The sequence below is a fragment of the Immundisolibacter sp. genome (assembly GCF_028696615.1).
In the GTDB taxonomy this organism is placed as follows: Bacteria; Pseudomonadota; Gammaproteobacteria; order Immundisolibacterales; family Immundisolibacteraceae; genus Immundisolibacter.
Genome location: NZ_JAQVGQ010000002.1, coordinates 1 through 22010, shown reverse-complemented (window position 1 = coordinate 22010; position 22010 = coordinate 1). Strand labels below are relative to the sequence as shown.

18 protein-coding genes are annotated in these 22010 nt (G+C 68.8%); 8 read left to right on the top strand and 10 right to left on the bottom strand.

The genetic code is table 11. From position 1 onward, the window contains the following. Window positions 1–45 precede the first annotated feature (45 nt). Both lgt and PHC73_RS00325 read left to right on the top strand, forming a co-directional pair. Window positions 46–831: a prolipoprotein diacylglyceryl transferase gene (gene lgt, locus PHC73_RS00330; RefSeq protein ID WP_300123567.1), complete on the top strand. Its 786-nt coding sequence runs from the start codon at window positions 46–48 to the stop codon at window positions 829–831. Next, the gene (locus PHC73_RS00325) at window positions 831–2807 is read left to right on the top strand and encodes a monovalent cation:proton antiporter family protein (RefSeq protein ID WP_300123566.1); all 1977 of its coding nucleotides are present in this window, start codon (window positions 831–833) and stop codon (window positions 2805–2807) included. The genes lgt and PHC73_RS00325 overlap by 1 nt, the downstream gene beginning before the upstream one ends. Before the next feature lie 16 nt (window positions 2808–2823). Here the strand turns inward: PHC73_RS00325 and PHC73_RS00320 are convergent, their stop codons facing one another. From PHC73_RS00320 to PHC73_RS00300, 5 genes are all read right to left on the bottom strand, one after another. Continuing rightward, window positions 2824–3825 (bottom strand): LLM class flavin-dependent oxidoreductase, encoded by a 1002-nt coding sequence (locus PHC73_RS00320; protein WP_300123565.1) that lies wholly within the window; start codon window positions 3823–3825, stop codon window positions 2824–2826. 172 nt (window positions 3826–3997) lie between these two features. Next, a complete protein-coding gene (locus tag PHC73_RS00315; RefSeq protein ID WP_300123564.1) occupies window positions 3998–5053 on the bottom strand; it encodes a VOC family protein in 1056 nt (351 codons plus the stop codon). Window positions 5054–5135: 82 nt separating this feature from the next. Beyond that, window positions 5136–6125, bottom strand: a complete 990-nt coding sequence (locus PHC73_RS00310; RefSeq protein ID WP_300123563.1) for a carboxymuconolactone decarboxylase family protein — start codon at window positions 6123–6125, stop codon at window positions 5136–5138. A gap of 16 nt (window positions 6126–6141) precedes the next feature. Beyond that, window positions 6142–6627 carry an aromatic-ring-hydroxylating dioxygenase subunit beta gene (locus PHC73_RS00305; protein ID WP_300123562.1) on the bottom strand — a complete coding sequence of 162 codons (486 nt, stop codon included), beginning with the start codon at window positions 6625–6627 and terminating at the stop codon, window positions 6142–6144. Window positions 6628–6629: 2 nt separating this feature from the next. After that, window positions 6630–7877: an aromatic ring-hydroxylating dioxygenase subunit alpha gene (locus PHC73_RS00300; RefSeq protein ID WP_300123561.1), complete on the bottom strand. Its 1248-nt coding sequence runs from the start codon at window positions 7875–7877 to the stop codon at window positions 6630–6632. Window positions 7878–8132: 255 nt separating this feature from the next. Here PHC73_RS00300 and PHC73_RS00295 point away from each other — a divergent pair, with 255 nt between their 5' ends. Both PHC73_RS00295 and PHC73_RS00290 read left to right on the top strand, forming a co-directional pair. Beyond that, the gene (locus tag PHC73_RS00295) at window positions 8133–9488 is read left to right on the top strand and encodes an aromatic ring-hydroxylating dioxygenase subunit alpha (RefSeq protein ID WP_300123560.1); all 1356 of its coding nucleotides are present in this window, start codon (window positions 8133–8135) and stop codon (window positions 9486–9488) included. Between the two features lies 1 nt (window position 9489). After that, window positions 9490–9993: an aromatic-ring-hydroxylating dioxygenase subunit beta gene (locus PHC73_RS00290; RefSeq protein WP_300123559.1), complete on the top strand. Its 504-nt coding sequence runs from the start codon at window positions 9490–9492 to the stop codon at window positions 9991–9993. Between the two features lie 119 nt (window positions 9994–10112). Here PHC73_RS00290 and glgA read toward each other — a convergent pair whose 3' ends face one another. Then, window positions 10113–11582: a glycogen synthase GlgA gene (gene glgA / locus PHC73_RS00285; RefSeq protein WP_300123558.1), complete on the bottom strand. Its 1470-nt coding sequence runs from the start codon at window positions 11580–11582 to the stop codon at window positions 10113–10115. Beyond that, window positions 11579–13744 (bottom strand): 1,4-alpha-glucan branching protein GlgB, encoded by a 2166-nt coding sequence (gene glgB, locus PHC73_RS00280; RefSeq protein ID WP_300123557.1) that lies wholly within the window; start codon window positions 13742–13744, stop codon window positions 11579–11581. The genes glgA and glgB overlap by 4 nt, the downstream gene beginning before the upstream one ends. 82 nt (window positions 13745–13826) lie before the next feature. Here glgB and glgC point away from each other — a divergent pair, with 82 nt between their 5' ends. From glgC to PHC73_RS00265, 3 genes are all read left to right on the top strand, one after another. Next, complete coding sequence (gene glgC / locus PHC73_RS00275) at window positions 13827–15098, top strand: glucose-1-phosphate adenylyltransferase (RefSeq protein ID WP_300123556.1); 1272 nt, start codon at window positions 13827–13829, stop codon at window positions 15096–15098. Continuing rightward, complete coding sequence (malQ, locus tag PHC73_RS00270) at window positions 15088–16518, top strand: 4-alpha-glucanotransferase (RefSeq protein ID WP_300123555.1); 1431 nt, start codon at window positions 15088–15090, stop codon at window positions 16516–16518. The genes glgC and malQ overlap by 11 nt, the downstream gene beginning before the upstream one ends. Before the next feature lie 95 nt (window positions 16519–16613). After that, the gene (locus PHC73_RS00265) at window positions 16614–17759 is read left to right on the top strand and encodes an HDOD domain-containing protein (RefSeq protein WP_300123554.1); all 1146 of its coding nucleotides are present in this window, start codon (window positions 16614–16616) and stop codon (window positions 17757–17759) included. On the opposite strand, the gene PHC73_RS00260 is transcribed toward PHC73_RS00265, so the two are convergent. From PHC73_RS00260 to ispH, 3 genes are all read right to left on the bottom strand, one after another. Next, window positions 17740–18555 (bottom strand): pyruvate, water dikinase regulatory protein, encoded by an 816-nt coding sequence (locus tag PHC73_RS00260; protein WP_300123553.1) that lies wholly within the window; start codon window positions 18553–18555, stop codon window positions 17740–17742. The genes PHC73_RS00265 and PHC73_RS00260 overlap by 20 nt on opposite strands. 3 nt (window positions 18556–18558) lie before the next feature. Continuing rightward, window positions 18559–20073, bottom strand: a complete 1515-nt coding sequence (locus tag PHC73_RS00255) for a LysM peptidoglycan-binding domain-containing protein (RefSeq protein ID WP_300123552.1) — start codon at window positions 20071–20073, stop codon at window positions 18559–18561. A gap of 248 nt (window positions 20074–20321) precedes the next feature. Further along, a complete protein-coding gene (gene ispH / locus PHC73_RS00250; RefSeq protein WP_300123551.1) occupies window positions 20322–21278 on the bottom strand; it encodes a 4-hydroxy-3-methylbut-2-enyl diphosphate reductase in 957 nt (318 codons plus the stop codon). 169 nt (window positions 21279–21447) lie between these two features. Here ispH and PHC73_RS00245 point away from each other — a divergent pair. Further along, on the top strand, window positions 21448–22010 hold a 563-nt coding region (locus tag PHC73_RS00245; RefSeq protein WP_300123550.1), incomplete at its 3' end, for an AEC family transporter.

The following is a 22010-nucleotide window of genomic DNA, read 5'->3' as shown; positions in this document are numbered from 1 at the left end:
CGGCAAAGCGGGTTCGCACCGCATCATGCCGGATAATCCACGCCCATGCTGCACCATCCCGCCATCGATCCCGTCGCGCTGCACCTCGGCCCGTTCGCCATCCGCTGGTATGGCCTCATGTACCTGGTCGGCTTTGCCGCCGCCTGGTGGCTCGGCCGCTACCGCGCGCTGCGTCCGGGCAGCGGCTGGCAGGTACAGGAGCTCGGCGATCTCATTTTTTATGGCGCCATGGGCGCGGTGCTCGGCGGGCGCCTGGGCTATGTGCTGTTCTATCAGCCGGGGTTTTACCTGCACAACCCGGCCGCCATTTTGCGGGCCTGGGAGGGCGGCATGTCCTTCCACGGCGGCCTGCTCGGTGTGCTGGCGGCCTGCTGGCTGTACGGGCGCAAGACCGGGCGCGGTTTTTTTGCGGTCACCGATTTCGTGGCGCCGCTGGTGCCGACCGGGCTGCTGGCCGGGCGGCTTGGCAATTTCATCAACGGCGAGCTGTGGGGCCGCGTCACCGACCTGCCGTGGGGCATGGTGTTCCCGGACGCCGGACCGCTGCCGCGGCATCCCTCGCAGTTGTATCAGGCAGCGCTCGAAGGCGGGGTGCTGTTTTTGATCGTATGGCTGTATTCGGCCCGCCCGCGGCCGCGGATGGCGGTGTCCGGCGTGTTTTTGCTGGGTTATGGTGCGCTGCGCTTCATCGGCGAGTTTGCGCGCGAGCCGGATGCGTTTCTGGGTTTCGTGGCCTTCGACTGGCTGACCATGGGCCAGCTGCTGTGCCTGCCGATGCTGGCGGCCGGCGCGGTTCTGGTGTGGCTCAGTCGGCAGCAGACGGCGGCCTGATGCACGGCTTTTTCACCGAACTGGTCATCATCCTCACCGCCTCGGCGCTGGTGCTGGCGGTGTTCTACCGCCTGCGCCTGCCGGCGACGCTGGGTTATTTGTTCACCGGCCTGCTGATCGGGCCGGGCGCGCTCGGTCTGGTCGTCAACCAGGAGGCGGTCCGGTATCTGGCCGAGTTCGGCGTGGTGTTCCTGCTGTTCTCGCTGGGGCTGGAGTTCTCGCTGTCGCGGTTGCTGGCCATGCGCCGGCTGGTGTTCGGCCTCGGCGGCGGGCAGGTGCTGATCTGCACGGCGGCATTCATGGCGGTCGGCGTCGGGCTGGGACTCGACGGGCGGCTGGCGCTGCTGATGGCGGCGGTACTGGCGCTGTCCTCGACCGCGGTGGTCACGCGCGAGCTCGCCCGCGGCGGCGAGCTGTATGCCCGGCACGGCCAGCTCGGCGTGGCGGTGCTGCTGTTCCAGGATCTCGCCGCGGTGCTGTTCCTGATCCTGATCCCGGCGCTGGCCAATGCCGGCGACCATGTGCCGCTCACGTTCGCGCTGACCATCGCCAAAGGCCTTGCGCTGTTCGCGGTGTTGATCGGTATTGGCAAGTGGGTGCTGCCGCGGGTGTTCTTCGAGGTCGCCAAGACACATTCGGAGGAGCTGTTCGTGCTGGCGGCGCTGTTGGTGGCATTGCTGGCGGCGCTGCTGACGGATGCCTTTGGCCTGTCGATGACGCTGGGCGCCTTCATCGCCGGCATGATGCTCGGTGAGAGCCATTTCCGGCACCGCATCGAGGTCGAGATCCGGCCGTTCCGCGACGTGTTGCTGGGCATTTTCTTCGTCAGCGTCGGCATGCTGCTGGTGCCGGCACAACTGCTGCCGCGCTGGCCGCAGGTGCTGGCGCTGACCGCCGGACTGCTGGTGTTCAAGACCATCATCGTGGCGGCGCTCGGCCGCTGCCTGGGCGAGGATCGCCTCACCGCGCTGCGTGCCGCGCTGCTGCTGGCGCAGGGCGGCGAGTTCGGTTTTGCGCTGCTGGCGGTGGCTGGCACCTACGGCCTGATCGACCCTGCGCAGGCCGTGTTGGTGGCGGCCAGCATCGTGCTCAGCATGGCGCTGACGCCGCTGATCGTGCGCCACAACGGGCGCATGGCGGCCTTTTTGCTGCGCCATCACCACCCGCCGCCGCAGGCGCAGGCCGACCTGGTCGGCATGAGCGACGCCACCGCCGAGCTGTCGGGACACGTGATCATCTGCGGCTACGGCCGGGTGGGGCAGGCGGTGGGCCGCATTCTCAGCCGCGAGGGTGTGGCGTTCGTGGCCGTGGACGAGGACCCGGTGCGCGTGCAGGAAGCGCTGCTCGGCGGCGAGCGGGTGTTCTATGGCGACGCCCGCCGCCCGGCGCTGTTGCACGCGCTCGGCATCGCCCGGGCGCGGCTGGTGGTGGTGAGCTTCACCGACCACCGGCATGCGCTGGCCGTGGTGCGCGCGGTGCGCGACCGCTCGCCGGACATCCCGATCCTGGTGCGCACCACCGACGACCGCCACCGCGACGTGCTCAAGCAGGCCGGCGTGACCGCCATCGTGCCGGAAACCTTCGAGGCCAGCCTCACGCTCGCCTCGCACGTGCTGGCGCTGCTCGATTTCCCGATGGAGCGCGTGCAGCAGAGCGTGCAGGGCGTGCGCGAGGAACGCTACGGCGTGCTGCGCGGCTATTTCCACGGCCAGCGCTCGCGCATCGAGGACACGCAGGGGCAGGCGCTGGAAGTGCGTCACGCGGTGCGCCTGCCGGACAACGCGCGCGCCGTCGGGCTGCGCCTCGATGATCTCGATCTGGCGCGCACCGGTGCCGAGGTGCGCGCCGTGCGCCGCGACGGCCTGGGTGAGCTCGAACCGAGCGGGGACCTGCGCCTGGCGGCCGGCGACGTGGTGGTGCTGTTCGGTACCGCCGCGCAGGTGGAAAACGCCGAGCGGCGCCTGCTGGGCGGTTGAGGCGTCCGGTCCGCCGTCAGGCCGGTGCCGCCAACCGATCGCGGGCCGCGGCGACGATGTCGTAGCTGTGTTTGCGTGCGGCGTGATCGTAGATCGGGCTGCTGATCATCAGTTCATCGGCGCCGGTGCGGGCGATGAAGGCGGCCAGCTGGGCGCGCACCGTGTCCGGCGCGCCGATGGCCGAACAGGACATCGACTCCTCCAGCATGGCGCGCCAGGCGGGCGGCAGCTGGTCGGGATAGTCCGCCACCGGCGGTGGCAGCTTGCCCGGCCGGCCGGTGCGCAGCGCCACGAAGGCCTGCTGCATGGAGCTCGCCAGCAGGCGGCCGGCGGCGTCGGTGTCGGCGGCGTAGACGTTGAAACCGAGCATCACGTAGGGTTTTTCGAGCTGCGCCGACGGCCGGAACTGGCTGCGGTACACGTCGAGTGCCTGCATCAGTGCCTGCGGTGCGAAGTGCGAGGCGAACGCAAACGGCAGGCCCAGCATGGCGGCGAGCTGCGCGCCGAACAGGCTGGAACCCAGAATCCACACCGGCACGCGCGAGCCGGCGCCGGGCACCGCCTGCACCGGCCCGTCGTGGGGGAGGTGCCCGAGGTAGCGCAGCAGCTCGACGACGTCCTGCGGGAAGCGTTCGGCGCTGGCGTGCGAGTCCCGGCGCAGCGCGGCGGCGGTGGCCTGGTCGGTGCCCGGGGCGCGGCCGAGGCCAAGGTCGATGCGCCCCGGGAACAGCGCCTCCAGCGTGCCGAATTGCTCGGCGATCACCAGCGGCGAGTGGTTCGGCAGCATGATGCCGCCGGCGCCGACGCGGATGGTGGAAGTGCCGCCGGCCACATGCGCGATCACCACCGCGGTGGCGGCGCTGGCGATGCCCGGCATGCCGTGGTGTTCGGCCAGCCAGTAACGCTTGAAGCCGAGTCGCTCCACGTGCCGGGCAAGATCGAGCGAATTGCGCAGCGCATCGGCCGCGCTGCTGCCCTCGAACACCGGGCACAGATCGAGCACGCTGAAAGGAATCATCGTCCGCGCTCCAGCCGGCTCAGAGTTTGTGAAGAAATGCGCGTCCTGCGCATTTCTTGCGTCGCCCGTCCGGTACACGCCCGGACGAGCTCCCGCGAATCAAGCCCTTGCGTGCTCGATTCGCGTCCGGCCATACCTGGCCGGCCTCGGAGCCTGAAAAATTCACAGGTTCTCAGTTACCGGTCAGTATGGAGGCGTCTTCCGGGTTCGGGAAGAACAGCTGCAGCCAGTCCGGCCGCAGCGGGATGACCACCTCGGTGGTGATGCCGGGCAGGTAGCGGCGTGTATCGACGTAGTAGTACTCCATCAGATCGCCGATGCGCCCGCCCTGGATGACCGGCATGCCGTGTTTTTCGAGTTCCGGCAGGCGGGCGGTGAATTCTTCCTTCGAGCAGATGGTGGGGAAGGTGTGGTGCATGCCCTCGCCGCGTTCCTTCAGGAACTCGTCATACACGCATTTGTCGCTGCGCGGGGTGATCAGCTCGAAGCACAGCTCGCCGAGGCGCCCGACGTGGTTGTCGTAGGCGTGGTAGCAGGGCTGGCCGTAGTAGGTGGTGTCTTCCATGCTGACGCCGGTTTCGATCTTGAACTCGATCCAGCGCTGCATGCCGAACAGTTTTTGCAGATTGGCTTTGGTGCGGTCGCGGTCCTTGCAGACCACGCCGATGTGCAGCATTTTCTGCGTCGGCAGGAATTGCGGGCCGAGGCGGTTCAGGTCCATCTGCAGCACCTCGTGCGGGTGGATGCGCGACTGCCAGTCCGCCCGGCGCGGGCAGTGCACCTCGACGATCACGTTCGACAGCGCGTCGCGGGTGTCGAGCTGGTAGACGTCGACGGCGTCGAAGAAGGTGCCGCTTTGGCGGATGCCGATACCCTGAGCGGCGAGGTCCGCCTGGAGGGTCTCGAACTGCCCGGGTTCGCACACGCTGGCGGCCACGCCGTACATGCCCTCGCCGACGCTATCCAGCATGGCCCGGTAGCCGGACGGGCCGTCCACCGGCTGGATCAGCTCGATGCCGAGCTGGCCGCTGTGACCGCGCGCCGAGATCCAACGCGGCTGCGCCGGCTTGCCATCGAACCGGGCACCGGTGAGGTACTTGCCGTCGACGCGGGTTACTTCCCAGCGGTCGATGCCGAAAAAGCGCGCGAAGTTGCACACCACCTGTCGGTAGTCGCGCACGACCACGGTGGTGTACTGCCATTTGCCGACCGGGATGGTTGCGGGCACGGTTGGTTCTCCTCGTCACGAAAAAATCAGGCCGGAGCGTGCCGGCCTGACAAATGTGTCGGCGTGAGCGCGCGGGCGCCCGTCAGGTGAAGGTGACGTCCTCGCCCATGGCGGCGATCTGCGCGTAGGTGGGCGGCGCCACCACTTCCAGGAACATGCCGCCGAGCTGCTCGCGGGTGTCCAGGAAGAACAGCTCGGCGACGCCGGCGATCTTGCAGTAGTTGGCGATCTTCACGCCCTGGCTGGTGTAGCGGCGCACCAGTTCCAGCGGCTCGGGGTGCGACAGATCCCCCACGTGCTGCATGCCGTCGCCGTACTGGTTCACGAAGTCGGCGAACACGGTTTCACCGGACACCGGCTGGCACAGCTCGATCAGCGTGTCGCCGAGCTTGGCGAAGGCCGAAATCCACACGAACTCGGCCGGTTTGCCGTAGTACTCGGCCTTTTCCATGATGGCCGACGGGATTTCCATCTTGCGCCAGGTTTTGAGGCCCATCAGGCTCGCAAAGCCGCGCGCGGTCTTCTCCCAGTCCTTGACCGCCATGGCCACGTGGTTGATCGGTCCAAGGCGCACGCCAAGATCGTTGATCATCGTCCCCTCCTTTGTCCGTTGCGGAATCGCCGGCGCATTCTTCATGGCTTCCATGTGCGGCGCCAGCACCTCGCTGGCCACCTTGAGCCCCAGCACCAGCCCCGGGGCACCCACGTAGAACATGGACTGGAACAGTGCCTCGACGATCTGCTGCGGGCTCACGCCGGCGTACAGCGCGACGCGCATGTGGTCTTTGAGCGGCCCCTCGCGGCCGAGCGCCAGATCGCTGCCCATCAGCAGCAGGGCACGGTCGCGCAGCGGCAGGTTGTCGCGGGCGTACAGCGCGCCCCAGGTCTTGGAGAACAGGTAGCCGATCTCGTTGCCGAACAGCGGGTTGTCGATCAGCGCCTCGATCTTGGCGGCGTCGTCCGCTCCCAGCACCTTGCGCATCAGCGCCAGACCCTGCTGGTAGTCCTTGCTGTCGCGCGAGAACGGGAAGCCGTCGGTGGCATCCAGGCTGAAACGTCCTTCGGTCTTCATGGGGGAGCCCTCGCGGTTACAGCAGGAAGGTGAGGTCGAAGATCTCGCCGTCACAGTTGAGCAGGGTGACCTTTTTGAACTTGATCTTCCAGCCGTCTGCCGTGCGCTGCAAATGATGCTGGCAGTGCGCCGGGAAGGTCTGCAGCGGGTAGAAGCGCATCTGGCGGTTGTTGCGGAACTCGAACAGCGCCAGATTCGAGCTGATCTTGGCGTAATCCGGCCCGGATTCTTCGACGATGACGTTGCCGATCTGGTGCAGCGTGGTCGACGGCGGCTGCTGCGAGTAGCACACCGGGCTTTCGAGCCGCCCGAGGCGTTCGTTCAGCAGGTCCATGGTGTCGTAGATGAACGACACGTGCTGGGTCGGGTCGTAGTCGGCCTTGTTGGCCGGCACCCAGTAGATGGCGTCGTCGGTGAACAGCTTCTGCCAGTCGCGCCAGCGCCCGGCATCCAGCAGGCGCGCCTCGTGGTAGAGGAAATCTTCGGCTTGCGCGCGGTCCATGCTCACACCTCCCGCGTCATCAGGCGGCGGTATTCGTAGTAGGGCGCCCGCTGCTGGGTTTCCTGTGTGAGGTCGCCTACCCGATGACCCTGGGCGTCGGTCTGTTCGCTGAGGTAACCGCGGTTCAGGTGCACCCACGGCACCATCGGTGCCCGGAAACCCTCTTGGATACGGTCGAAGGCGGCGTAGTCGTCCGGGCCGCCGAACGAGGCCGGGCCGTAGAAGAACTCGTGCTCGCGTACGCGCTTGAGGTTTATCTCGGCCGGCGCGTCCTTGAGCGTGGTGTGGTAGATGCGCACCTCGGTGAAGTCGGGCTCGATCGGCCGGATGACGCGGAACTGGTACTCCAGGATGGCGAAGTTCGGGAAGATCACCAGGTTGAAGCGGTTGCGCAGCGCCTCCATGGCGCGCCGTTCGCCGTGGGCGTCGCACAGCATGTCGATGTAGGGCTTCGGCCAGCGCTGGTGCACCTGCTCGTCCGACAGCCGGTACACCTCCAGGATGTTGTTGCCGTAGCCGACGTCCAGGCCCTTGAGGCCGGAATTCTGGAAGCCGCGCAGGAAGGCGCCCATCTTGCGCGCCATCACGTCGAGCGCCGTCTGGTGCGTGAAGATGGCGTGGTAGCCCTCGACCGAGCCCTCGGTCTGGATCTTCCAGTTGCCGTGGTAGGGATGTTTGTAGATGCCGCTGTGGCCGACCAGGATCTCGCCCACCGGCGATAGGTCCATGTACATGTCGATCACCGGCCGCACGCCGGCCAGTTTTTGCTCCAGCGTGATGTCCGGCACCTCCAGCAGGCTCGCGAAGACGATGCCGCGGTAGCTGTCCACCTTGGCCGCCTCGCGCAGACCGAGCTGGGCCATGTCGAGCTCGCCCTCGTTGTAGCCCTTGGGCAGGCCCACCGACAGCAGCTGGCCGTCCGGCGCGAACTCCCAGCCGTGGTAGGGGCACACGAAGCTCGCCGCGTGGCCTTTCTCGTACGGACACACGGTGGCGCCGCGGTGCGTGCAGCGGTTCACCAGCACGTGCACCTTGCCCTTGGCGTCGCGCGTGGCGATCACCGGCACCAGACCGATGTAGGTGGTCTTGTAGTCGCCGGGGTTCGGGATTTCGCTCTCGTGCGCCACGTATACCCAGGAGCGGTAGAAGATGCGCTCCATCTCGTCGTGGAACACCTCCGGGTCCGTGTACAGGCTGACGTGCGTGCGGTCCACGCGCGCGAGATCCGCGTAGTCGCGCGGTCGGTTCATGGCTCGGTCTCCTCGGGGCGGGTGCTGGCCCAGGGCGGAACGCTGGTGCCGTCAAAGATCAACGTACGTTAGTCTGACGAAGGCGCGCTTGTAAAGGTGAGGGCGACCGACCGGTCGGGTCGGTTCAGGCGGCGCCCTTGACGCTCGTCAACCCGTTTCGGTACCCGTCCCGCAAGCTTCGCTCGTGCGCAGGTCGGGCGAGTGTGCCTCGCCGGCCCGCGCCGATCCGTTCGCTTGCCTCATCAGGAGTGCCGTATGAAACCCGAAGACCTGCGCTGGCGTGTCGTCGACAAGCCGGGTGAAACCTTCAAGGTCCACCGTTCGATCTACACCGATCCCGAGATCTTCGAAGCGGAGCTCAAACACATCTACGAGGGCAACTGGATCTACGTCGCCCACGAGAGCGAAATTCCGAACCCCGGCGACTACATCACCACCGTGATGGGTCGCCAGCCGGTGATCATCACCCGCAGCAGCGACGGGCAGATCCGCGGCTTCATCAACGCTTGCAGCCACCGTGGCGCCAACGTGTGCCGCAAGCCGCACGGCAACGCCAAGCACTGGACCTGCCCCTATCACGGCTGGGTGTTCGACAACCAGGGCACGCTGCTGGATGTGAAAAACGAGGCCGGCGGTGGTTACCTGCCGAGCTTCGACAAGGCCAACTACGGCCTGACGCCGGTGCCGCAGGTCGGCTCCTATCGGGGTTTCATCTTCGCGAGTCTCAACGCCGACGTGCTGCCGCTGAAGGAGCACTTGGCCGGCGCGGCGGTGTTCCTGGACATGTTCGCCGACCAGTCCGAGCAGGGCCTCGAGATCCTGCCCGGCTTCTCGGTGTACACGCACCACGGCAACTGGAAGATGCAGGCCGAGAACGGCGTCGACGGTTATCACCTGGACCCGGTGCATACCTCGTACTTCCGCCTCGCGGCGCTGCGTGCCAAGAAGGCGGCCGAGGCGGCCGGCAAGGACCAGGTCAAGGCCATCGACGTGCTGAACCCGCAGGCGCACAGCGGTAATTACGATCTGGGCAACGGCCACGTGGTGATCTGGTTCGACGTCGCCAACTACCGCGACCGCGCCGCCGGCATGCAGTACGACAACCTGGTCGCCCGTTTCGGCGAGCAGCGGGCGCGCTGGATGGCGGCACGTCTGCGCCAGGTGCTGATCTACCCCAACGTGATCCTGTTCGACGGCATTTCCACGCAGGTGCGCACCTGGCGGCCGCTGTCGCAGGACGAGACCGAGGTCACCGTCAAGTGCATCGCCATGAAGGGCGAGTCGGCCGAGCAGCGCCGCCGGCGCCTGCGCCAGTACGAGGACTTCTACAGCGCCAGCGGCCTGGCCACACCGGACGACCTGACCGAGTTCGACGCCTGCCAGTCCGGCTACTACGGACGCAACGCCGAATGGCAGGATTTCGACCGCGGCATGGCGCGGCGCATCATCGGGCCGGACGAATTCGCCCGTGAGGTGGGCATCCCCGCGCGGGAGAGCGCGCCCGACGCCGCCGACGAGACGCTGTACCACGGTGAGTACCGGCACTGGCTGAACACGCTGTGCAAAGGGCTCGAGCGCGACGCGCAGCAAACCCGGCGCGAGGTGGCCTGAGATGGCAATCGACGTCCAACTGCTGGCCGAGGTGACGGAGTTTCTGTACGAGGAGGCGGCCTGCCTGGACCAGCGCCGCTGGGACGACTGGCTGGCGCTGTACGAGGAGGATTGCGTCTACTGGGTGCCGGCCTGGCACGACGACGAATCCTACACGCAAGATCCCGACACGCAGCTGTCGCTGATCTACCTGCAGGGCAAGGAGCGGCTCGGCGAGCGCATCTGGCGCATCCGCTCGGGCTTGTCCTCGTCGCTGCTGCGCATGCCGCGCGTCACCCACCTGGTGAGCACGGTGCGCCTGGCCGGCGAGCGGGACGGCTGCCTGCTGGTGACGGCGAACTTCCACGCCGATGCGTTCAAGCTCGACGAGAAGCGCGCCGATTTCTTCTTCGGCAGCTACCACTACGCGCTGCGCCGGCGCGCGGAGGGTTTTGGCATCGTGCAGAAGAAGATCATCGTCAACAACGACGTGATCCCGCGCCAGCTCGACGTGTTCAGCGTTTGACAGGCCGTTGAAAAACCTTTTTCGACGGCCTGTTTCAACGGCCTGTTAAAAACGCTTGCTCGCAAGACGGCCCGCGACCGGGAATCACTCCCCGGCCGCGGGCCGTTTTTCGTTATCGATCAGGCGCCTGGCAGCTCTTGGTCGAGCAGGTGGCAGTAAAGCTCCAGATACGCCCCGGCGGCGTGTTCCCAGGAGTGGTCCTCGGCCATGCCGGCGCGCTGTAGCTGCTGCCACGGCGCGCCGGCGCGAAACAGCGCCAGCGCGCGCTCGATGGCGGCCAGCAGGGCGGCGCTGCTGGCGGTCTCGAATACGATGCCGGTGGCGCAGTCGCTGGCGAGATTCTCGGCGCTGGCGTCGACGACCGTGTCGGCGAGACCACCCACCGCGCGCACGATGGGCACGGTGCCGTAGCGCAGGGCGTACAGCTGCGTCAGGCCGCACGGTTCGAAGCGCGAGGGTACCAGCAAGGCGTCGGCGCCGGCCTGGATGCGGTGGGCGAGCGGTTCGTCGTAGCCGGCGCGAAAGGCGATGCGCGCCGGCTGCGCCGCCGCGGCGGCGCGCAGGGCTTCGGTGTAGGCGGCCTCGCCGCTGCCGAGCACCACCAGTTGCACATCGGCCGGCAGGTGCGGCAGGGCGTCGATGAGCAGGTCGATGCCTTTTTGCGCCACCAGGCGGCTGACCAGGCCGAGCAGCAGCGCCCGCGGCTCGGCCGCGAGTCCCAGTTCCTGCTGCAGCGCCGCCTTGTCGGCGGCCTTAAGGTCCAGGTGCTCGGCGTCGTAGCGGTAGGGCAGGGCCGGATCGGTGGCTGGGTTCCACTGCTCGGCGTCGATGCCGTTCAGGATGCCAACCAGCGCGTGGGCGCGGTAGCGCAGCAGGCCGTCCAGCCCGCAGCCGAACTCGGGGGTCTGGATCTCCTGCGCGTAGCGCGGGCTGACGGTGGTGATGCGGTCGGCAAACACCAGGCCGCCCTTGATCAGCGCCAGTTGCCCGAAGAACTCCAGCGCGTCGAAGCGCCACCACTCGGCCGGCAGGCCGAGTGCGGCGGCATCCGCGGCCGGTGCCAAGCCTTGGTAGGCGAGGTTGTGGACGGTGAACACGCTGCGCGGCCGCTGCGTGTGCAGGCTGAGCAGGGCCGGCAGCAGGCCGGCCTGCCAGTCGTGCGCGTGCACCACATCGGCGCGCCAGTCCGGCGCCAGATGGCCCAGCGCCAGCGCCGCCGCGGCGCGGCAGAACAGCGCAAAGCGCGCCGGGTTGTCCGGCCAGTCCACGCCGTCGGCGTTTTGGTAGGGATTGCCGGGGCGATCGAAAGCGGCGGTGGCGATCAAGTACACCGGCAGCATGCGCCGGCCGCCGGCCGGCAGCTCGCCGCGCAGCAGCGTGATGTCGGCGCCGTACAGCGCCGAGCGCGCCAGCGGCCGGGCGTCGGGCAGTGCCTGGCGCGCGGCCGGGTAGGCCGGCAGCACCAGGCGCGCGTCGACGCCGAGACCACGCAGCGCCACCGGCAGGGCGCCCACCACGTCGCCGAGACCGCCGGTCTTGACCAGTGGCCAGGCCTCGCTGGCCGCCAGCAGCACCCGCAGGCGTTTCACGGCAGCTCCAGCACCAGCGCCGCCAGCGGCGGCAGGGTGAGCGACACCGACCACGGCCGGCCCATCCAGGGCACCGGCTCGGCCTGTGCACCGGCGGTGCCGGTGTTGCTGCCGCCGTAGTAGGCGGAGTCGGAGTTGAAACACACCGCGTGCCAGCCGGGTCCGGGCACGCCGAGGCGATAACCGTGCCGCACCACCGGCGTGAAGTTGAGCACCACCAGCACGCTGCGCCCGCCGCCGTGGCGCAGGTAGCTGATCACCGACTGGGCGGCGTCGTGGCAGTCCACCCACTCGAAGCCGTGCGGCTCGAAGTCGTGCCCGTGCAGGGCGGCGTGGTTGCGGTACAGGTGGGCGAGATCGCGCGCGGCGGCCTGCAGGCCCCGGTGGCGGTCGTAATCCAGCAGGTACCAGTCGAGTGCGCGCTCGTGGTTCCACTCGGCCCACTGGCCGAATTCGCCGCCCATGAACAGCAGCTTTTTGCCCGGGAAGGTGAACTGGTAGGCCAGCAGCAGGCGCAGGTTGGCGAACTTCTGCCAGTCGTCGCCGGGCATTTTGGCCAGCAGTGCGCGCTTGCCGTGCACCACTTCGTCGTGGCTGAGCGGCAGCACGAAGTTTTCCGTGTAGGCGTAGAGCATGCTGAAGGTGAGCCGGTCGTGGTGGTACATGCGGTGCACCGGGTCGTGCTCGAGGTACTCGAGCGTGTCGTGCATCCAGCCCATGTTCCACTTGAGCGCGAAGCCGAGTCCGCCGGTCCACGGCGGGCGCGTCACTTGCGGCCAGGCGGTGGACTCCTCGGCCACCATCAGCGTGCCGGGATGCTGGCCCTGCACCACGCCGCACACCTCGCGCAGGAATTCGACCGCCTCGAGGTTTTCGTTGCCGCCGTGGCGGTTGGGCAGCCACTGGCCGGGACCGCGCGAATAATCCAGGTACAGCATGGAGGCGACCGCGTCCACGCGCAGGCCGTCGGCATGAAACGCCTCCACCCAGTACAAGGCCGAGCCGAGCAGGAAGCTCTTGACCTCGGCGCGGCCGAAGTTGAACACCAGCGTGCCCCAGTCCGGGTGCTCGCCAAGGCGCGGGTCGTCGTGCTCGTAGAGCGCGGTGCCGTCGAAGCGGGCCAGCGCGTGCGCGTCGCGTGGGAAATGCGCCGGCACCCAGTCCAGGATGACGCCGATGCCGGCCTGGTGCAGGCGGTCGATCAGCAGCCGCAGGCCGTCCGGCTCGCCGTGGCGGGCGGTCGGTGCGTAGTAGCCGGTGCACTGGTAGCCCCAGGAGGCGTCGAAGGGGTGCTCCATCACCGGCAGCAGCTCCACGTGCGTGAAGCCGAGTTCCTGCACGTACGGCACCAGTTGGTCGGCGATTTCGGCATAGCTCAGAAAGCCGCCGTCGGCGCGCCGGCGCCAGGAGCCCAGATGCAGCTCGTAGATGCTGATCGGCTGGCGATGCCAGTCGCCGGCGGCGCGCCGTTCCAGCCAGGCCTCGTCGCCCCAGGCGTAGGACGTGGCCGGCGCCACGCGGCTGGCGGTGGCCGGGCGCAGCTCGGCGGCGCGGGCGTAGGGGTCGGCCTTCAGCAGCAGGCCGTGCGCGGTGCGCAGCTCGAACTTGTACAGCGCGCCGGCCACCACGCCGGGAATGAACAGCTCCCACACGCCGCTGCTGCCGCGGTTGCGCATGGGGTGCCAGCGTCCGTCCCAGCCGTTCCAGTCGCCGACCACCGAGATGCCCTCGGCGTTGGGTGCCCACACGGCGAACAGCACGCCGTCCACGCCGTCCACCCGTCGCAGGTGGGCGCCCAGAAAATTCTGCGGATGCCAGTGCCGGCCCTGCCCGAACAGGTACAGATCGAAGTCGGACAGCAGCGGGCCGAAGCTGTACGGGTCGACGCGGCGCTGTTCGCGCCCGTCGGCATCGCGCCAGCGCAGCGTGTAATGCGCCGGTAGCGGGCGCGTGCCAACATCGGCCACCCACACGTGGCTGTCGGGCAGGCGCCGCAGCGCCAGCGTGGGGGCTTCTTCCACCACCACCGCGGCGGCGTCGGGGCAGCACGCCCGCAGCTGCGGGCCGTGGCGGCCGAGCAGGTGGAATGGATCGTGCAGGCGGCCGTCCTGCAGGCGTTGCAGGTCGTCGGTCGAAAATTCTGGAATGCTGGTTGCGTTCACGCAGAAGGGGCCGTGATGGTGCGGTTGCCACGCATGGTATCAATGACCCATCGCCGGCTTGTGACGAAACATTGGAGGACGCATGAACGGTGCCCGTCGGCCCGAACGCTTCATCAGTGAGCTAACCCGCGACACGCTGGCGCTGGTACTGGCCGGCGGGCGCGGCAGCCGGCTCGAGCAGCTCACGCTGTGGCGGGCCAAACCGGCGGTGCCGTTCGGCGGCAAGTTCCGCATCATCGATTTTCCGCTGTCGAACTGCGTGAACTCGGGCATCCGCCGCATCGGCGTGCTGACGCAGTACAAGGCGCACTCGCTGATCCTGCACATTCAGCGCGGCTGGGGGCACCTGAGCGGCCAGTTCGGCGAGTTCGTGGAGTTGCTGCCGGCCCAGCAGCGCCTGGAGACCTCCTGGTACGCCGGCACGGCGGATGCGGTGTGGCAGAACCTGGACATCATCGCCGCCCACAATCCCGAGTACGTGCTGATCCTGGCCGGCGATCACGTCTACAAGATGGACTACGGGCCGATGCTGGCGGCGCACGTGACGCGGGAGGCCGACGTCACGGTCGGCTGCATCGAGGTGCCGCTGGCCGATGCCAGCGGTTTCGGGGTGATGGGTGTCGACGGTGACCTGCGTATCCGCAGCTTCGTCGAGAAGCCCGCGCAGCCGGCGCCGCTGCCAGACAAGCCGGACCGGGCCCTGTGTTCGATGGGCATCTACGTGTTCAACACCGCGTTCCTGTTCGAGCAGCTCTACAAGGACGCCGACACGCCGGGCTCGCAGCACGACTTCGGGCACAACGTCATCCCCGGCCTGATCGACCGTTACCGGGCGTATGCCTACCCGTTCGTCGACGGGCAGACCGGCGGGCAGGCCTACTGGCGCGACGTCGGCACGCTCGACGCCTACTACGCTGCCAACATGGACCTGGTGGCGGTGACGCCGGAGCTGAACCTGTACGACACCGAGTGGCCGATCTGGACCCTGCAGGAGCAGGTGCCACCGGCCAAGTTCGTGTTCGACGACGACGGCCGGCGCGGCATGGCGGTCGATTCGGTGATCTCCGGCGGCTGCATCGTCTCCGGCGGCCTGGTGCGCCGCTCGCTGCTGTTCACCGGCGTGCGCGTGGACGATGGCGCCCAGATCGAGGATTGCGTGATCCTGCCGCGGGTGCAGATCGGCGCCGGCTGCCGTATCCGCCGCGCCATCATCGAGCGTGGCTGTGTGCTGCCGCCGGGCACCGAAATCGGTTACGACCACGACGCCGACGCGCGGCGCTTCAGCGTCACCCCGGGCGGCGTGACGCTGGTGATCCCGGAAATGCTGGGGCAGGCGCTGCACCATGCCCGGTGAGCGGCGGGCTGGGCTGCTGCTGCATCCGACCTCGCTGCCCGGGGCGTTTGCCTGCGGCGATCTGGGGCACGAGGCGTACCGTTTCGTCGAGTTCCTGGCCGCCGCCGGCTGTTCGGTGTGGCAGATGCTGCCGGTGGGGCCGACCGGCGATGGCGGCAGTCCGTACCAGTCGACCTCCAGCCACGCCGGAAATCCCGAGCTGATCAGCCTGGACTGGCTGCGTGACCGCGGTTGGCTGCAGACCGTCAATGCCGACCGCCCGCGTGAGGAGCAGCTGCGCGCCGCGGGCGCGGCGTTTGCGCAGCAGCCGGCGGCCGATTTTGGCGATTTCTGCACCCGGCAGGCGCACTGGCTGGAGGATTTCGCGCTCTACAGCGCGCTCAAGGCGGCACACGGCGGCAGCCCCTGGACTGCCTGGCCGGCGGCCGAGCGCGATCGCGATCCGGCGGTGCTGGCCGCGGCCCGCCGCCGCCACGCGCCGGTCGTGGCGCAGGTGTACTTCGAGCAGTACGCGTTCTGTAGCCAATGGCGGGAACTGCGCGCCTACGCGCACGAGCACGGCGTGCGCCTGTTCGGCGATCTGCCGCTGTTCGTGGCCCACGACAGCGCCGACGTGTGGGCGACGCCGCAGGCGTTCCTGCTGGACGAGGACGGTGAGCCGCAATACGTGGCCGGCGTGCCGCCGGATTATTTCGCCGTCGACGGCCAGCGCTGGGGCAATCCGCACTACCGTTGGGACTGGCACCAGGCGCAGGATTTCGCCTGGTGGCGGGCGCGTGTCGCCACCCAGGCGCAGCGCTTCGACCTGCTGCGCATCGACCATTTCCGCGGTCTGGAGGCGGTGTGGATGATTCCGGCCGACGCTCCCACCGCGGTCACCGGCGCCTGGCAGGCGGTGCCTGGCGCGGCGCTGCTCGACGCCATCACGCAGGCCTTCCCGGACCTGCGCCTGGTGGCCGAGAACCTCGGCATCATCACGCCCGAGGTGGAGGCGCTGCGCCGGCGCTTCGGCCTGCCGGGCATGGTGGTGCTGCAGTTCGCCTTCGATGGCGATGCCAGCAATCCCCACCTGCCGCACAACCACGCCCGCGACGACGTGGCCTACACCGGCACGCACGACAACGACACCACCTGCGGCTGGTTCGACAGCGCGCCGCCGGCGACCGCGCAGCGCACGCTCGATTACCTCGGCCTGCCGGGGGAGGCCATGCCGTGGCCGCTGATCCGGGCGGCGCTGGCTTCGGTGGCCGAACTGGCGGTGTTGCCGGTGCAGGACCTGCTGGGCCTGGGCAGCGCCGCGCGGATGAACACGCCGGGCACTGTGCAGGGCAATTGGTGCTGGCGGCTCGCCGCCGGGCAGCTCACGGCGCCGCTGGCGGCGCGCCTGGGCGAGCTGCTGAAGTTGTATGGGCGTTCATGAATCGGCTTCATTTGGCCTGACGATGGCGTAACGCAGCGCGGCGGCAGCCGCGTCGAAGCGACCGATGCGGCGACAATCAACGCGGGATGGGCGGCATGGGATTTGCGGTCGTGGCCGGCGCGTTGCTGGCCGGCATGGGCGTGTTGTGGTGGTCGGCGAAACCGCGGCCGGGCCGGCGACGCGGGGCCGGGGCGGGGCCCAGCCAGCGGCGCTCGGCCGCGCCGGCGAACAGCCGCGCGGCGTTGCGGTCCGGCACCGCCGGTCCGGCGGGGGCGCGGCTGACGCCGACCGCCAGACCAGCGGTGCCGGAGCTGACGTTGCTGGACGAGCCGCAGCTGACGGCCGAGGCGAACCGGCGGCTGGAGGCGCTGACCGACGCCGTGCCACGTCCGAGCGGGGTACTGTGGGCGTTGCTGCGGGCTGGTGACGATCCGGCGGAGCTGGCGCGGGTGGTGGCCACCGACCCCGCCATGGCTGCACTGTTGCTGCGCACGGTGAACTCGGCGCAGTTCGGCCTGTCGCGCGAAATCACCAGCGTGCAGCACGCCATCACCTACCTGGGCGCCAATCTGGTGCGTGACATCGCCGTTTCGCATGCGGTGGCCATCTCGCCGGCCGTCGATGCGGCCGCCGAGCGCGTTCATCGAAGCCTGTGGGCCAGCAGTTACCTGGCCAGCGCCGTCGCTTTGGCGGTGGCGCAGGGGCGGCGCCAGCAAGGGGCGGCGGAACGGTCCACCTGCGCGCTGCTGTTCGGTCTGGGAGACATCACGCTCGTCTCGCACCATCCCTGGCTGGCAGCCGTCTACGAGGGCGAGGGCGACTTGCCTGGGCGGGTCGATGCCGTGCAGCGCGCGCTGGGCTTCAACGCGGCCATCGTCGGCGCCCGCCTCGGCAGTGCCTGGCGGCTGCCACGCGACCTGCGCCGGGCATTGGGCGACAGTCTCAAACCGCTGGTGGCAGCGCCGGCCAGCGTCGCGCCGGATCTGTTGCCGGTCGTGGCGCTGGCGTATTTCGCCTGCCGCCTGGCCGAGACGCTGCGCGCGCAGGAGCATTTCGACATCGAAGCCGGCCTGGTCGCTCTGCTGCAGCGACCCGAGGCGGCCTTACTGGCGGACTACCTTGCGGCGGGCGAGCTCGGTGACTTCGACGCCATGGCCGCCGTGCTGACCGAGCCGGCGATCGGGCGACGCCTGGGCATGGTGCACGGCGGCACCTGCGTTCCTAAAACACCCGCCGCTTGAGGCCGAACTGCTGGATGACGGTGGTGGCGATTTCCTCGATCGACTTGTGGGTCGAGTCCAGGTGCGGAATGTTCAGGCGCTGGTACAGGCGCAGCGCCTGGCGGGCCTCGAACTGGCACTGGGCCAGCGAGGCGTAGCGGCTGCCCGGGCGGCGTTCCTCGCGGATGCGGTGGATGCGCACCGGGTCGATGCTCAGGCCGAACAGCTTGTTGCGGTGCGGCAGCAGCGATTTGGGCAGCGTCAGGTTTTCGAGGTCGTCCTCGGTGAGCGGGAAGTTGGCGGCCCGGATGCCGAACTGCAGGCTCAGGTACAGGCTGGTCGGCGTCTTGCCGGAGCGCGACACGCCGATCAGGATGATGTCGGCGTCGGCCAGGTGCTTGCCGTCCACGCCGTCGTCGTGGGCCAGGGTGAAGTTGATCGCCTCGATGCGTTCTTCGTAGTCGCTGGAGTCCGGTGCGCCGTGGGTGTGGGTGGCTTGCGGTGTGGCGGCCACGCCGAAGGCGTTTTCCAGCGGGGCGATGAAGGTTTCCAGCACGTCCAGACACAGCACGCCCGAGCGCTTGATGATGGCCCGCAGGTGTTGATCGGCGATGCTGCACAGCACCACCGGCTGGCCGCCGGTGGCGGCCGCCTCGACGATGCGCGCCGCCACCCGCTCGGCCTTGGCCGGGCTGTCGATGAACGGGATGTCCACCCGTTCCACATCGGCGCCGGGAAAGTGCGCCAGCAGCGCCTGCCCGAGCGTCTGCACCGTGATGCCGGTCTGGTCCGAGACGAAGAAAACCGTGTGCGCCATGCGTCAGCCGCCGTTGCGGATCACCGTCAGGCGATCACCGGGTTTGAGCGACTGCGTGCGCAGGCCGTTGTTCCAGCGCTGCAGCTGGTCGATGCTGACGCCCAGGTTCTGGGCGATGCGCCAGGCGGTGTCGCCGGCCCGCACGGTGTAGGTTTCGCGCCGGTGCCGCGTGGCGTCGGCCACGGCGGTCACCTCGGCCGGCCGGTAGACCGACACGGTCTTGCCCACGGCGAGTGCGGCACCGCTCAGCCCGGGATTGCAGGCGGTGATTCGTCCGGGTTCGACCTGGTAGCGGCGGGCGATGCTCCACAGCGTGTCGCCGGCGGCCACGCGGTGCAGCACCCGTTCGCCATCGCAGCCACGCTTGGGACCGGGGCGGGCGTCGGCCGCGTACGCCACCGGGATCATCAGGTCCTGGCCGCTTTTGAGGGTGCCGGTGTGCAGGCCGTTGGCCTGGCGCAGCGCCGCGATGCTGACCCGATAGCGCTGCGCCACGCCGGTCAGCGTCTCGCCGGGCTGCACGGTGTGCCGCCGCCATTGCACACGCCGTTGCGGCAGGTCGGGGCTTTGCGTGACGGCCGGCAGCGGCAGCGTCTCGCGCGGCAGGGCGGCGATTTGCCGGCGAGCCTCGTCGGCCACATCGACCGGCACCAGCAGGCGGTGCGGCCCGCCAGGCGGCGTGCTGCCACGATGAAAGCCGGCGTTCAGGGCACGAATGTCGTCCGGGCGCAGGTTTTCCACCGCCGCCAGCAGGTCGAGGCGGATCGGCCCTTCGACGTCGACGGCAGTGAAGTACGGTTCGTTCGGAATGTCCGGCAAGGTCACGCCGTAGCGGCCGGGGTTCTCCACCAGCTTGCGCAGCGCCAGCAGTTTGGGCACGTAGCAGCGCGTCTCGTCGCGCAGCGGCAGGTCCATGAAGCCGGCGCCGCGCCCGCGACTGCGGTTGCTCTCGCACATCCTGGACACATAACCCGGGCCGCCGTTGTAGGCGGCCAGGGCCAGCGTCCAGTCGCCGTTGAACTGCCGGCCCAGGGCGGCCAGATAGTCCAGCGCGGCGCGCGTCGAGTCGATGATGTCGCGCCGCTGGTCCACCCAGGCGGTCTGCTGTAGGCCGTAATCGCGGCCGGTCTCGGACAGGAATTGCCACAGCCCGACCGCGTTGCTGCGCGACACGGCATGCGGCTGGAAGGCGCTTTCGACCACCGGCAGCAGGGCCAGCTCGGTCGGCAGGCCGCGCCGCTCGATTTCGTTCAGGATGTGGAACAGGTAGCGGCTGCCGCGCGCCCAGGCGTTTTCAAGGAACAGCGGGTGGTCCAGATACCAGCGCAGCTCGACGTCGATCTGCGGGTCGTCCGGCATGTCCATGGCAAAGCCGGCGCGCATGCGCTGCCAGATGTCGGTGTCGCGCGGGTCGGGCGCGACGGCATCCAGCGAGGCGGCGCGGTGGGTGTCGCTGACCGCCTGCGGACGTTTGGCCTTGTCGCCGGTGCTCGAGCACGCCGCGAGCAGCAGCAGCATGACGACTGCGCCCAGCAGCCCGCCCACCCTGATCGCGTTCTGTATCTGTATTGGTGTTGTCACTGAACGCATGGCGACAGTTTAGCGGCGAAACCGCCTGCCGGACCCTCGAAAATTCCTTTGGGAAATACAGCGGCGTGACCGTTGCCGCGCCGTCTGCCCCAACAGCGGTGCCGTCACAGGTTGTGAAGCAATGTGCGTGCGGCCATCCCTGGTTGGCGCTGAGAGCTAGAAAAACTTACAAGCTCTCAGCGCAGGTCCGCCGGCAGGCGGCCGCGGTCGGGGCGCGCGAGCTGTGGCGGCAGGCGGAAGATGGTCTCCTCGGCCACGCCGACCTGGCGGCTCACTTGCGTCAGTCCCCAGTCGCGCAGACGTTCGAGCACGCCGTCGACCAGCCGCTGCGGCGTGGAGGCGCCGGCCGTGATGCCGATGCGGCTGTGCGGCGCAAACCAGGCGCGGTCGAGCTCGTCCGCCTCGCCGATCAAATGCGAAGGAATGCCGGCCCGCTCGCCGACCTCGCGCAGGCGGTTCGAGTTCGAGCTGTTGCGGGCGCCGACCACCAGCAGCACGTCGATGTCGCCGAGCAGCGCCTTGACGGCGTTTTGGCGGTTCTGCGTGGCGTAGCAGATGTCGTTGGTGTCCGGCCCGCGGGCGGTGGGGAAGCGCCGCTTGAGCGCGTCGATCACGTCGCGGGTGTCGTCCAGCGACAGCGTGGTCTGCGTCACGTAGGCCACGCGCGCAGGGTCTTTGACGGTGAGGTCCGCCACCTCGTGCGGCTCGCCGACCACGTGCACGCGCCCGCGCACGCTGCCGCGCGTGCCTTCGACCTCCGGGTGCCCGGCGTGGCCGACGATGATCACGTCGTAGTCCTGCGCGGCGTAGCGCTGCGCCTGGCCATGCACTTTGGTGACTAGCGGGCAGGTGGCGTCGATGCTTTCGAGGCCCCGCGCCGCGGCGGCCTCGACCACGCTGTCGGCCACGCCATGGGCGCTGAAAATGGCTCGTGCGCTGGGGGGGATCTGGTCCACGGTTTCGACGAACACGGCGCCGCGGGCGCGCAGGTCGTCCACCACGTGCCGGTTGTGGACGATCTCGTGCAACACGTAGACGGGCGGGCCGTAGAGTTCGAGGGCGCGCTCGACGATGTCGATGGCGCGCACCACACCGGCGCAGAAGCCGCGGGGTTCGGCAAGGATGGCGTGCATGGGCAGGGCGGTCGCAGAGGTGACGCGTACCATACCGCAGCCGGCGCCCGACGGGGCTGCCGGCGCCGGCGCGATCCTTGAAACCGTCCGTTCTGCACGCAGGCGCGCGCCTGCGTGGCTTCAAAACCCCAGCACGGAATCGCTCGGCAGCCAACCATAAGGAGTTTTCGTGGTCGGTCTGGCCCCGGTGTTGCAACAGGCGCTGCTGCCGGTCGGCGGCATCATGGCGGTGGGGTATGCGTGGCGGCGGCTGCGCCCGGGCGGGGTGGATGCGCCCACCGCGCGGCGCGTCATCGGTGCGCTGGTGATGTACGTCTACTACCCGGCGCTGGCCTTCCACACGGTGGTGCGCGCCGAGGTCAATGCCGAGCTGATCGTGGCGCCGCTGCTGACCATGTTCGCCATCGTGCTTGGCATGGCGCTGGCGTTTGGCCTGTTCCGGCAGCGCTTTTTCGCGCTGAGCGGTCCGGCGCAGCTCGGCGCGCTGATTATCGGCTGCGGCCTGCCGAACATCATCTCGCTGGGTATTCCGGTGGTGCAGGCGCTGTTCGGGCCGGATGGGGCGCGCTATGCGATTTATTCCGACATCCTCGGCATCAATCCGCTGTTCTGGTCGCTCGCGCTGTGGGTGGCGGTGCGCTGCGGCAGTCACGGCGAACGGCTGCAAAGCCCGCTGCAGTTTCTGGGCGTGCTGACCCGGCTGCCGCCGGTGTGGGCGTTCGTGATCGGTTT